The 12,125-nt window shown below is 64.8% G+C and carries 10 protein-coding genes; 5 read left to right on the forward strand and 5 right to left on the reverse strand.

All coding sequences use genetic code 11. From position 1 onward, the window contains the following. Positions 1-136: 136 nt before the first annotated feature. The 3 genes from H7J73_RS13645 to H7J73_RS13655 form a co-directional block, all read right to left on the reverse strand. Positions 137-1,549 (reverse strand): aspartate aminotransferase family protein, encoded by a 1,413-nt coding sequence (locus H7J73_RS13645; protein ID WP_264067970.1) that lies wholly within the window; start codon positions 1,547-1,549, stop codon positions 137-139. A 25-nt stretch (positions 1,550-1,574) separates the two neighbouring features. Next, positions 1,575-2,693 (reverse strand): histone deacetylase-like amidohydrolase, encoded by a 1,119-nt coding sequence (locus H7J73_RS13650; RefSeq protein WP_264067971.1) that lies wholly within the window; start codon positions 2,691-2,693, stop codon positions 1,575-1,577. An 86-nt stretch (positions 2,694-2,779) separates the two neighbouring features. After that, the gene (locus tag H7J73_RS13655) at positions 2,780-3,379 is read right to left on the reverse strand and encodes a TetR/AcrR family transcriptional regulator (protein ID WP_264067972.1); all 600 of its coding nucleotides are present in this window, start codon (positions 3,377-3,379) and stop codon (positions 2,780-2,782) included. 265 nt (positions 3,380-3,644) lie between these two features. On the opposite strand from H7J73_RS13655, the gene H7J73_RS13660 reads away from it, so the two are divergent. The 3 genes from H7J73_RS13660 to H7J73_RS13670 are packed head-to-tail and all read left to right on the forward strand — an operon-like array spanning position 3,645 to position 7,332. Further along, positions 3,645-4,820 (forward strand): glycosyltransferase, encoded by a 1,176-nt coding sequence (locus tag H7J73_RS13660; protein WP_276031258.1) that lies wholly within the window; start codon positions 3,645-3,647, stop codon positions 4,818-4,820. Beyond that, positions 4,817-5,836, forward strand: a complete 1,020-nt coding sequence (locus H7J73_RS13665) for a glycosyltransferase (protein ID WP_264067973.1) — start codon at positions 4,817-4,819, stop codon at positions 5,834-5,836. Before H7J73_RS13660 ends, H7J73_RS13665 begins: the two co-directional genes overlap by 4 nt. After that, on the forward strand, positions 5,833-7,332 hold the full coding sequence (locus H7J73_RS13670) for a glycoside hydrolase family 130 protein (RefSeq protein ID WP_264067974.1): 1,500 nt from the start codon (positions 5,833-5,835) through the stop codon (positions 7,330-7,332). Before H7J73_RS13665 ends, H7J73_RS13670 begins: the two co-directional genes overlap by 4 nt. On the opposite strand, the gene H7J73_RS13675 is transcribed toward H7J73_RS13670, so the two are convergent. Together H7J73_RS13675 and H7J73_RS33695 are read right to left on the reverse strand one after the other, a co-directional pair. Next, positions 7,317-9,014, reverse strand: coding sequence for an alpha-glucosidase (locus H7J73_RS13675; RefSeq protein ID WP_264067975.1), 1,698 nt, complete (start codon positions 9,012-9,014; stop codon positions 7,317-7,319). The genes H7J73_RS13670 and H7J73_RS13675 overlap by 16 nt on opposite strands. After that, positions 9,011-10,015 carry a glycosyltransferase family 4 protein gene (locus H7J73_RS33695; protein ID WP_264067976.1) on the reverse strand — a complete coding sequence of 335 codons (1,005 nt, stop codon included), beginning with the start codon at positions 10,013-10,015 and terminating at the stop codon, positions 9,011-9,013. The genes H7J73_RS13675 and H7J73_RS33695 overlap by 4 nt, the downstream gene beginning before the upstream one ends. Before the next feature lie 241 nt (positions 10,016-10,256). Between H7J73_RS33695 and H7J73_RS13685 the strand changes: the two genes are divergently transcribed. Together H7J73_RS13685 and H7J73_RS13690 are read left to right on the forward strand one after the other, a co-directional pair. Further along, positions 10,257-11,267 carry a LacI family DNA-binding transcriptional regulator gene (locus tag H7J73_RS13685; RefSeq protein WP_264067977.1) on the forward strand — a complete coding sequence of 337 codons (1,011 nt, stop codon included), beginning with the start codon at positions 10,257-10,259 and terminating at the stop codon, positions 11,265-11,267. 31 nt (positions 11,268-11,298) lie between these two features. Next, positions 11,299-12,117 carry an N-acyl homoserine lactonase family protein gene (locus H7J73_RS13690; protein WP_264067978.1) on the forward strand — a complete coding sequence of 273 codons (819 nt, stop codon included), beginning with the start codon at positions 11,299-11,301 and terminating at the stop codon, positions 12,115-12,117. The last annotated feature ends 8 nt before the right edge of the window (positions 12,118-12,125 follow it).

Below are 12,125 nucleotides of genomic sequence, written 5' to 3' on the forward strand. Positions count from 1 at the left end.
GCGCGAAACTGTAAAGCGCTATTTTCCTGTATCGAAGATCGGAAAATTCGATACATGTTGGTGCGCAATGTATTTGAGTGATGCCATGCCAAATCGCCCGTGGCCCACACTGGGCCACGGGCGAAGCGACATCCGGTTATGACACGCGAGCGGCGAGCTCGTCGAGCACTCGGCGCACCCGACCGACCAACGTGTCGATATCGTTGCGACTGAACACCAATGGCGGTGAGAACTGCATCAATGGGGTGCCTTCGTGGTCCACCGCCGCACGGCAGAGGATACCCGCGTCCAAAAGTGCGGGCTGCAGAATGGAGTAGACGAAATCGTTCGCGCTCGTCTCGGCCGACCACGTGCACCGCGACTTGTCAGTCACCAACTCCAGCGAGTAGTGATAGCCGAGGCCACGGACATCACCGACGAGCGCCTGATCGAGAAGCGTCTCGAGCTGCGCGCGGAAGTACTCCTCGTTGCGCTTCACGTTGCCGAGCACATCTTCGCGTTCCATGACGGCGATGTTCGCCAGCCCGGCCGCGCATGCGGCTGGATGCCCACCGAAGGTGAGTCCGTGCAGGTACATGCCGTCGGGTCCGTTGTTCACCGCGTCGAGGATTCGGGATGTGGTGATCATGCCGCCGAGCGGAATATGGGCTGAGGAAACACCTTTGGCAAACGTGATGATGTCGGGACGAACATTGAACCGGGTCGAGCCGAACCATTCGCCGAGCCGGCCGAAGCCGCAGATGACCTCATCGGCCACCAGGAGGATTCCGTGGCGGTCGCAGATCTCGCGCACGCCTTCGTGATATCCCGCCGGTGGGACCAGGGAACCGCCGGCGTTCTGCAGGGGTTCCAGGAAGATCCCCGCCACCGTGTCGGGGCCCTCCTGGACGATCAGCGTTTCGATCTCGTTGAGCAGGAGTTCGGTGAACTGCTGTTCGGTCTCGTCTGCGCGACGCTTGTATCGCTTGCTGTTCGAGACGTGGCGCGAGCCGTACATCAACGGCTCGAACTGCTTGCGCAGGTTGGTCATACCGTTCAATGACAGCGCCGCGTAGGAGGTCCCGTGATAGGCGACCCGCCGTGAGATGAACTTGATCCGGGAATGCTCGCCCTGCGCCTGGTGGTACTGCCTGATCAGTTTGATGGCGGCCTCGTTCGACTCGCCTCCGCCGGAGGTGAAGTACACCCGGTCCAGTCCAGGTGGAGCCAGTTCGGCGATCTTGGCGGCGAGCTTGACCGCAGGCGGATGTGCGGCACCCCAGTTGGTGTAATACGGCAGTTCGGCCATCTGCTCACGAACCGCGTCGCCGATCTCATCGCCGAAGCTGTAGCCGACGTTGACGCAGAACAGTCCCGCCAGCGCGTCGATGTACTCCTTGCCCTGGTCATCCCAGAGCAGACTTCCGCGTCCCCGCACCATGATCGGCGGAGGTGCGTCGGTGTAGACAGATCCGGCGGTGAAGCTCATGACGAGGTGGCGCTGGGCGAGCTGGCCCAGGTCCTCGGTGGTGGCAAGCGAGGTGTCCGAGTGCGCGATGGTGTCGGTCATGGATGTCCTTCCAGAGTGGCTTTCGTCAGCGGGCGATGGGTAGTTGTCGGGCGATGTCATCGACGATCGCGATTTGGTAGTCGACGACTCGGGCGGTCGGTTGTTGCGCGATGAACGTCTCCTCGAACGGGTCGACGACCTCGGTGTGCACCCCGGAGAGCGTCTCGATGATGGCCAACCCACAGAAGGGCACTGCGGACTCGGCATAGCCACCTTCGTGCACCACGACCAGCCGGCCGTCGCACACGGAATGTGCCACGTCTTTGACCAGCCGGGTCATCTCACGGAACGACCCGGCGTACAGCAGTTGTCGCGCCAGCGGATCCACGGCGTTGGCGTCGAGCCCACTGGCCACCACGATCAGATCGGGGCGGAACTCCTCCAGCGCAGGGATGACGATGCTCCGCACCGCATGCAGGTAGGTCTCGTGGCCAGACCCGGGCGGCAGCGGCACGTTGATGTTGAAGCCCAGCCCTGCCCCCTCTCCACGTTCGGCCACGGCGCCGCTGTCGGTGGGAAAGCAGTTCTCCTGGTGTAGCGAGATTGTCAGGACGTCGTCGCGCTGGTAGTAGATATGTTGAGTTCCGTTGCCGTGGTGAACATCCCAGTCGATGACGGCGACCTTGCCGAGACCGTGACTGGCCTTGGCCGCCTCGATCGCAAGCGGAATGTTGGCCAGTAGGCAGAATCCCATTCCACTGTCGGGCAGGCAGTGATGCCCCGGTGGGCGTGACAGCGAGTATGCGTTGGGCAGTATGCCGTCGAGCACGTCGGCGACGGCCCGCTTCGCCAAACCCGCCGACAGCGCGGCGATCTCGAAGCCGCCGTGGGAGAACAGCGCCTCCGGGCCGATCTCGCCGCCGCGGCCTGCGCTCAACTCCTGAAAGCGGTCGATGTACCCGGCGGTGTGCACGCGCAGCAGATCTTCGCGGGTGACCGGCTCGGCGCTGCTCACCGCCAGCTGGGCGCTCAGGCCCGATACGTCCAGCAGCGACTTGAGGCGCCGCTTCGACTCGGGCGATTCCGGGTGACCGCCGCCGGCCAGTGGTTGCAGCCACCCTCCCACGGGCAGAAAGAGCACCGCCTCCCCCGTGCTGTGCCACAGGCAGCGCTCGTCGTGAAAGAAACCCGATTGCTCAGCCATCGCCGTCCTCATCCATCATTCTTTGCGCTTAGACGCAAAGAATGCACCCGTGGCGATGCCACGTCAAGCCCTGAGGAAGGTTTCGGCTAGAGGTGGACGCCGGTCGCCGAGCGTGCGTAACTGCGCAGCAACCCCGTCGCCGCGGACGCGTCCAGCGAGGAGTTCCCGCCGTTGAGGTACATCCCGAAGGCGTCCTCGAGTGCCACGAAATTCTGCGCAATCGCCTGCACCGGCTCGGTGAGTGTGAAGTCGCCGGATGCACCGCCGGCCTCGAGAACCGCGACGTAGAGCGAGACCTCCCGCTCGAACAGCAGAGTCATCAACGTTCCGTGCGTGGGATCTCGCCCAGCGTTGACCGAGAATTCGTAGAGAGCCCGGCTGAGCACGTCATCGTCGCCGGCCGGTAATCCGGATTCGATCAGATTGGCGAGTCGGTCGACAGGGCTCTCGAGCTTGTTAATCGCCTCCAACCGCTGCCAGTAGTAGCGGTCCACGGCGACGCGGTACACCTCGTCGATGAGGTCGTCGATCTCGGGATAGTAGTAGGCGACCAGGCGCGGAGAGACGTCTGCGGCTTCGGCGATGTCCTTGACGCGAACCGCGCCCAAGCCGCGCTCGGCGATCACGTCGATCGCCACTGCGGCCAGCTGACTGCGCCGCGCGTCCTGATTTCGCACCCGCGCCACGCCACGCTCCTAGCTCTCCCAGTGCCCTGCCTCACCTACGGTACTTCACCCCATTATCGTTTACCTGAAGCGCAAGGAATGGTCACATCAGCGCCAGATGTCGGCGGAGCCGGAACCTGTACAGCAGGCCCGGTCACCGCCTGGGGTGTAACGTTGATCCCGTTGGGAATTCAGCCAGTCCGGGATGAGGACGGCGTCCGCTGTTACCTCGCCGAGCATCTGCTCGTGCCAGTACGTCCGAGACACTGCCTTAGGGAATTCCACGTTGATCAGTCCATCCTCCCTTCGTTGTTCAGCCGCCCCCGCGCGCCGGGTTGCCACTTCTCCGAGCTTCGGCGTCCTCAGCACCTATCCACCGACCCGCTGCGGCCTCGCCACTTTCAGCGCTGCACTCGCCGACGGACTGTCCGTGCACGGCGCCGATATCAGCGTCGTCCGGGTTGCCGACGGATCACCGGCGGCCGACCCGAGGATCATCGGCGAACTGGTGAGCGACTCCCCCGCATCGGTGGCGGCCGCAGCGCAGCTACTGAATCGCAGCGACGTCGCGATCGTGCAGCACGAGTACGGCATCTACGGCGGTCCCGATGGAGACGACGTCGTGGACGTCCTCGCGGGACTGACGGTGCCCTCGATCGTCGTGGCCCACACGGTCCTGAAAGATCCGACACCGCACCAACGTTCGGTCCTCGAAGCAGTCGCCGCCCTGGCGGACCAGATGGTCGTGATGTCCGAGGCAGCCAGCCAACGCCTGCGCCTCGGATTCGACGTCGATCCCCGCAAGGTGGTGACCATCTCTCATGGTGCCTTCGTGCCACCCGATCTGGCTTCGCCGGCACGGCAGGACAGGCCGACGCTGCTGACCTGGGGACTGTTGGGGCCGGGCAAGGGCATCGAGCGAGTCATCGACGCCATGGTGGCGCTGCACGAGCTGCCGTCGCGGCCCCACTATGTGGTCGCCGGTCGAACACACCCGAAAGTACTTGCCGCAGAAGGTGAATCGTATCGCGAGGCCCGCGCCGAGCAGGCCCGCCGGCGAGGAGTGGCCGGTTCCGTGTCCTTCGACGCCGGGTATCGCGACCGCGCGTCGCTGACGCGGTTGGCGCAGGCCTCCGCAGTCGTCGTCCTGCCGTACGACTCCACCGACCAGGTCACCTCCGGGGTACTGGTCGACGCGATCGCCACCGGGCGCCCAGTGGTGGCCACCGCATTTCCGCACGCTGTCGAACTACTGGCCAGTGGTGCAGGCGCCGTTGTCGCCCACGATGATCCCGACGCATTGGCAGCGACTCTGCACACGCTGCTGACGAAGCCGGACATCGCCGAGGCCATGGCCGCCGAGGCGATCCGGCTCGCCCCCACCATGGCCTGGCCCGTTGTCGCCAACGCGTACCTGGACGTTTCGCGCTCCTTACTCGCCCAGCGCGGGGCGCTGGTATGACGACGCTGCTGACTCCTCGATTCGACCACCTGCTGGCGATGACCGACGAACTCGGCACCTTCGAGCACGCATTCTTCGCCGAACCGCGGCCCGAACACGGCTACTGCACCGACGACATGGCCAGAGTGCTCGTGGTGACAAGCCGGGAACGGGAGCCGTCACCCGCCGTGCAATGGCTCGTGCACCTTGCCCTGCGGTTCCTGGGCGAAGCGCAGGCTCCCGACGGCGGCTATCGCAATCGGATGGACGCCAGCGGACGGTGGACCGACGAAGCCACCGTAGAAGATTGCTGGGGACGCAGCATCTGGGGACTGGGCACCGCCGCCGCGCGAAGCGATCTGACCGGTGTCCGTGACACTGCGATCGCCCAGTTCGATCGAGCTCTGCAGCGACGATCGCCGTGGCCCAGGGCGATGGCCTTCGCTGCACTGGGAGCCGCGGAAGTTCTCACTGTGCTGCCGGAGCATCAGGTGGCCCGGCGCCTTCTTGCCGACTACGCGGGCACCGCGACCGAACCGCAGGGCGAATCCGACTGGCAGTGGCCCGAACCGCGACTCCGGTACGCCAATGCCGTTCTGGCCGAAGCACGAATCGTCGCCGGGCGCGCACTGGGGCACCCGGTGTTACTTCAGCGCGGCCTGCGGATGCTGGAGTGGCTGATCGAGGACCAGACCACGGGCGGTCACCTCTCGCCCAGCCCTGCCGCCGGCCGGGGGCTCGGTGATCCACGGCCGGCTTATGACCAGCAGCCCATTGAGGTATCCACTCTCGCAGACGCCTGCGCGCGTGCCGCCGAAGGCGACTCGCGGCAGATCTGGTCGACGGGATTGAAGGCCGCCGTGGGCTGGTTCGAAGGCGACAACGACATCGGGCAGCCGATGTGGGACCCCGCGACCGGCGGCGGCTTCGACGGCCTGCACGCCAACCGGGTGAATGCCAACCAGGGCGCGGAATCCACCCTCGCCCTGCTCTCGACGCTGCAGCACGCCCAACGACTGATGATGACGGCGCAGTGACGTCGTTGCACCCCGCGTTGGCTACCCGGACCCCGGTGCGGCTGGCGGCGGACAAGTCGCGGGTCATCACCCGCTTGTTCGTGCCCGGGCAGGAAGGCTTCGAACTCCAGGACTCACGGACCGGTGCGGTGTTGCGACGCATTCTGGCGCTGGACGACGACGACGTCCGGTCGTCGCTGGCGGATGTCTTCTCGCGGTTCGAGGACCGCCATCGCGATCTGGAAGGCACGTTCCGGCGACACTCCCGCGAACTGGCCGATCGGTTGACCCCGACCGACGACCTCTCTGATCCGCGTTCACTGCTCGTGGGTGCCGCGTTCACCAGCGAGTACGCCATCGAAGGTGCGGCGCTATGCAACCCGAGCATGGTGGCCCACCCTGATCAGTCCGGAATCGACTCGGGCAGTGTCCGCTTCGTGATGAGTGTCCGCGGCATCGGCGAAGGACATCAATCCTCGATCGGATTCCGCACCGGAGTCGTGGACGCCGGCGGCGGCGTCGCGATGGATCAGACCGCGCGATACGCGACCATCGGCGTCACCGAGGGCGCCGAGTTGAGCGCAGCCGTCTTCCGCAGTGAACTCGCCCGGCTGCAGGACGCCGGCGAGGCCGCCGACTATGTGCTCGACGCGCTCGGCGGTCGCTTCACCCGCGACGCTCTGGACGGACAGCTCGCTCGACTCGGAGGTAATCTGCGCACCCGTGGCCGCGGCGCGGCCACCATCGACGTGATCCGCGGCATTGCCGACCGGACGTACCGGGTCAGGTTCCCCGACGAGATACCGCTGACCGAGCGCATTCTCTGGCCTTCGACGCAGGCCGAGGGCGCCGGGATGGAGGATGCGCGCTTTGTGCAGTTGCGCGACGAGGACGGTTCGCTCACCTACTACGCGACGTACACGGCCTACAGCGGTTCGGAGATCAGCCAGCAACTGCTGGCGACCGACGACTTTCAGAGCTTCACCTCAACGCCCCTCGTCGGACGCGCCGCCACCAACAAAGGCTTGGCCCTCTTCCCCCGAAAGATCCACGGACGCTTCGCAGCTCTCTCCCGATCAGACCGCGAGTCGAACGCGATCGCTTACTCCGACGACTTGAGTGTCTGGGCCACGACGCTGCCGTGTCAGCAGCCCGTCGAATCCTGGGAGGCACTGCAACTCGGCAACTGCGGGCCCCCGATCGAAACCGACGCAGGCTGGCTGGTGCTCACACACGGCGTCGGCCCGATGCGGACCTACAGCATCGGCGCCATCCTGCTGGACATCGACGACCCGACGAAGATCCTCGGCCGTCTGCGCACCCCGCTGTTGAGCCCCACCGCGGCCGAACAAGACGGCTATGTCCCCAATGTCGTCTACTCCTGCGGCGCTCTCCTGCACGCGGACACGCTGGTGATCCCCTACGGGATCGGCGACGCTGCCATCGGAATCGCCACCGTCGCTTTACCCGAACTGCTCGAGGCACTCACCGACGGACTACCTCAGCCTGCGGAATAGATCCGCGCATCCCACCCGGCCAAGTGAAGCGACGTCGAGTCCGCCGTGGCGGCGGTGCCGGGCAGGTTGCCGAGCAACAGGTCGGCGGCGATCCACTCCGCAGCGATCTCCACCGTCCTTGGCTCGCGTCCGCAGTTGGCGATCACCAGGAGACAGCCGACCGGGGCGCGCCGGGTGTAGGCCCAGATCTGCGGGTCGTCCTCCAGCAGCGGAGTGAAATCACCGTCTCGAAGGATCGGCCACTCGTGACGCAGCCGGATCAGCGCCTGGTAGTGCGTGAAAACTGAATCACGCTCGGCCAGTTGGGCATCCGCGTTGAGCCAGGCGTGGTTGGGGTTGACGGGCAGCCACGGGTTTCCGGCGGTGAAGCCCGCATTCGGCCCGGCGTCCCATTGCATCGGCGTGCGGGCGTTGTCACGGCTGATCTTGGCAAGCCCGACCAGTGCCGCCTCCGTGTCGCCACCGCGTTCGACCACGTCGCGGTAATAGTTGATGGCCTCAAGATCCTGGTGGTCCTGCGCAGTCCGGAAGGGATAGTTGGTCATGCCCAGTTCCTCACCCTGATAGACGAACGGGGTGCCGCGCATACCGTGTAGAACGGTCGCCAATGCCTTGGCCGACGCCGCCCAGTACTGCGAGCCGTCGTCGCCGAATCGGGACACGACGCGTGGCTGGTCGTGGTTGTTCCAGTACAGACTGTTCCACCCGACCTCTGCCAACGCCAGCTGCCAGCGGTACAGCGCCTTCTTCAGGATCACCAGGTCGAGACCGCGGTAATCGAACTTGCCCGCCGGGCCCTGGTCGACGGATACGTGTTCGAACTGGAAGACCATGTTCAGCTCGCCCCGAGCGGGATCGGTGTAGAGCCGCGCCTGTTCCGGCGTCACTCCCGGCATCTCACCGACCGTGATGAACTCACCCTCGCGCCCACCGAATACCTCGCGACTCAACTCGGCAAGATACTCGTGAACGTGCGGACCATCGGCGAATTCAGCTATTGCACTGACGAATTGCCGATCTGGCACTGCTGTGGCGTCGGGCAGGCCGGCCACCTTGGAGATGAAGTTGACGACATCCATCCGGAACCCGTCGACACCGCGGTCGAGCCACCAGGTCATGACGTCGCGGACAGCTGCCCGCACCTCCGGATGCTCCCAGTTCAGATCCGGTTGTTTGCGGTCGAACAGGTGCAGGTAGTACTGCCCGGTCTTCCCGTCCCACTGCCAGGCCGAGCCGGAGAAGAACGAGCCCCAGTTGTTGGGCTCGGCACCGTCGCGCGCGTCGCGCCAGAAATACCAGTCCCGCTTGGGATTGTCACGCGATGAACGCGATTCGACGAACCACGGGTGCTCGTCGGAGGTGTGGTTGACCACGAGGTCCATCACCAGCTTCATCCCGCGTTCGTGGACGTGGGTCAGCAGCGCGTCGAACTCGGCGAGGGAGCCGAACACCGGATCGACATCGCGATAATCACTGATGTCGTAACCGTTGTCGACCTGCGGAGAACGGTAGACCGGAGACAACCAGATCACGTCCACCCCGAGCGTCTTCAGGTAATCGAGTCGCCCGATGATGCCGCCGAGATCGCCGATACCGTCACCGCCCGAATCGGCGAAGCTGCGTGGATAGATCTGGTAGACGACGGCGGTCTTCCACCAGTCGGCGGTCATCGGCTGACTCACGACCGGTTCGCCATTGCGTCACGGTATACCGCTACGTACTTGTCGACCATCGCGTCAACGCTGAACCGGTCGGCAGCGTGTCGGGCGATTTCGGCTCTGTCGAGGGTGCCGGCGGTCCGCACTGCGGCCACCGCTGAGTCGATATCGTTGACGAGACAACCGGTCACCCCGTCCTCGATGAGCTCGCTCATCGAGCCTCGTGAGTTGGCGATCACCGGCGTGCCGCAGGCCATGGCCTCCGCGACGCTGTAGCCGAACGGCTCGTCGAAGTCGATCAGGTGCAGCAGCGCGTGCGCCCCACCCAGTACTTCGGCGCGCATCGCCGCGTCGACGGCACCGAGGTAGCGCACTCGGTCACCGTCGACGTGCGGTGCCACCTCGGTCTGGAAGTAGCTTTCGTCCTGAATGATCCCGGCGATATCGAGTCGACGGCCACATCTGCGCGCGACCTCGATCGCGGCCGCGGTGCCCTTGTCAGGATGGATCCGCCCGAAAAACAGTAGATGCTCGCCGGGATCTGGATGGATCGCGAAGTCGTCGATGGCGATGCCGTGATGGATGGTCGCGGCGTAGCGCAGGTTCGGATTCCGGTCGGCGTCGCTGATCGACACATAAGTCGTGGTCTCGTCGTAGCGCTGATAGACCGGCACGATCCGAGCCGAGGAGAATCCGTGGATCGTGGTGATCACCGGGGTCGAGACCAGCCCGCTGTAGGTGAGCGGCAGGAAATCGAAGCCGTTGTGAATGACGTCGAATTCCTCCGCACGTTCGAATACCGACGCAATATGCACGCACTCAACGACTTTCGTGTCGATGGTGGTGTCTTCGGACCAGCCGCACGGGGCGGTGGCAGCCAGCGTGGCCGCCGTGAGCGAATCCGCGGTCGCGAACAGCGTTACGTGGTGCCCTGCCGCCACCAGTCCCTCGGTGAGCAGCGACGCGAACTGTTCCCAAGGCCCGTAATGACGAGGTGGCGTTCTCCAGGCAATCGGGGCAAGCACGGCGATTCGGATCGGGTCGGTCGCTGCGTCTTGATGAGGATTATCGATGCGGCCAGTCTACGTGCCAAGGCTTTTCGCAGCGTTCGACAGACTCAGGGCCGAGTCGCAGAATCGGAACGTCAAATTGCGCATCGCTGCCGACGAGCTTGATCGACACCCTTCCGGTTGACACCAGGGCCGACCGCTCCTAAAGTCACGCAAACCGGTTTGCCAAACCGGTTTGCATACGAGAGTGGTTCACATGCCCGTTTCCATCGCCGACGTCGCGCAGTGCGCTGGAGTCAGTCGCACGACGGTCTCGCATGTCCTCAGCGGAAACCGCCCGGTCAGCGAAGAAGTGGCCAACCGCGTCCGGGCGGCGATGACCGAGCTCGGCTACGTCCCGAGCCGGACAGCCCGCAACCTGGCGCGGGGCTCCACACAGACCGTAGGACTGCTGGTGCCCGATATCAGCAACAGCTTCTTCGCCGACCTCGCCAAAGGGGTCGAAGCCGCCTGCATCGAGAACGGCTTCAACGTCCTGCTCTGCAACACCGGTTGGAACCGCGAACGCGAAGTGTTCTACCTGGAGACACTGCGCTCGCGTGCCGTCGACGGCGTCCTCTACGCCTCCGGCGCGACCCCAGCGGCATCGACACTGGCGGAACTCCTGGCCGGGTTACCTGTCGTCGCCGTCGACGAGGCACTGCCGGGCGTCACCGTGTCCTCGGTCTCCTCCGACAACCGCCAGGGTGGCCGCGCTGCCGCCGAACACCTGCTGTCCCTTGGTCACCGCAGCGCCGCCGTGATCGGCGTCAATAGCGAATTAGCCAGCAGTGCAGAGCGGTTGGATGGATTCCAGCGGCAGTGGAAGAAGGCGACCGGCCAGCGCGCCATGGTCATCGAGGGCTCGTTCGACGAGGACAGCGGTGCCCGGGCAGCGCGTGACCTCATCCCTGCGATCCGCGCAAGGGAGGTCACAGCGATCTTCGCGACCAACGACCTCAACGCGCTGGGCGCAATGACGATCTTGCGCGAGGCAGGGATCGGCGTTCCCCACGAATGCTCGGTCATCGGCTTCGACGATTTCATCGCCGCCCGCCACGCATTTCCCCCGCTGACCACCATCCGCCAAGACGCGACGCTGATGGGTACCAAGGCGGCGCAAGCACTGCTGACCCAATTGTCCGGCGAAGGGGCCCGACGACACACCGTGTTACCCGTCGAACTCGTCGTGCGGAGCAGCACTGCCGAATCACCCTCAGCTCAATAGGTTCTGGCCGAAGCAGATCAAGGAGTAGATCATGCGCATCCACAACATCGTGACCGGGGAACTCGAAAGCTCACTGGCGGTGAGCCTGCTCAACGCGGGCGCACACCCCGACCTGGACCCAGAAGCGGTCAAGCCCTTCGGATTCCGCGATGACATCGTGCGACTCAACGGAGACATCACCTCCGGGGTGATGGTCCCCGTCCCGGTGTGGCTGATCGAAGGAGCCGACAAGACGATCCTCGTGGACACCGGACTCGGCGACGTCGACGAGGTCGGCACCATGCAGAGCCGCTACGGAGTCGATTTCGTCGCCACCCGGACCTCCGATCAGGACCTGGTGGCCGGCCTCGCCCGACACGGGGTCACCCCCTCCGACATCGACATTGTGGTCTTGACGCACCTGCACTTCGACCATATCGGCAACAATCACCTTTTCCCGCGTGCCAAGTTCTACGTGCAGCGCGACGAACTCCCGCAAGGCATCGCGCCGCCGTCGTTCTGCATGTTCTATTACCCGGAGTACTCCTACAAGATCACCGAGATTCGCGACCGCCTCGTGGTCATCGACGGTGACGTCGACATCGCCGACGGCGTCCGGCTGGTCAAGATCGGTGGCCACACCCCGGGCTGCATGGTCGTGATGGTCGAGACCGGGTTGGGCACGGTGTGTCTGACCAGTGACGTCATGTACAACTACCGCAACCTCGAGCTCAACTGGCCGATGGGTTCCTTCTGGAACCTGCCCGAGTTGATGCGCGGCTACGACCGAATCCGGCGTGAAGCCGATCTCATTGTCCCCGAACATGACTGGCAGTTCCACCAGCTGTTCACGACCGGAACCATCGAGTAAAGGAAAAC

This window comes from Mycolicibacterium komossense (assembly GCF_025822605.1).
Classification (GTDB): domain Bacteria; phylum Actinomycetota; class Actinomycetes; order Mycobacteriales; family Mycobacteriaceae; genus Mycobacterium; species Mycobacterium komossense.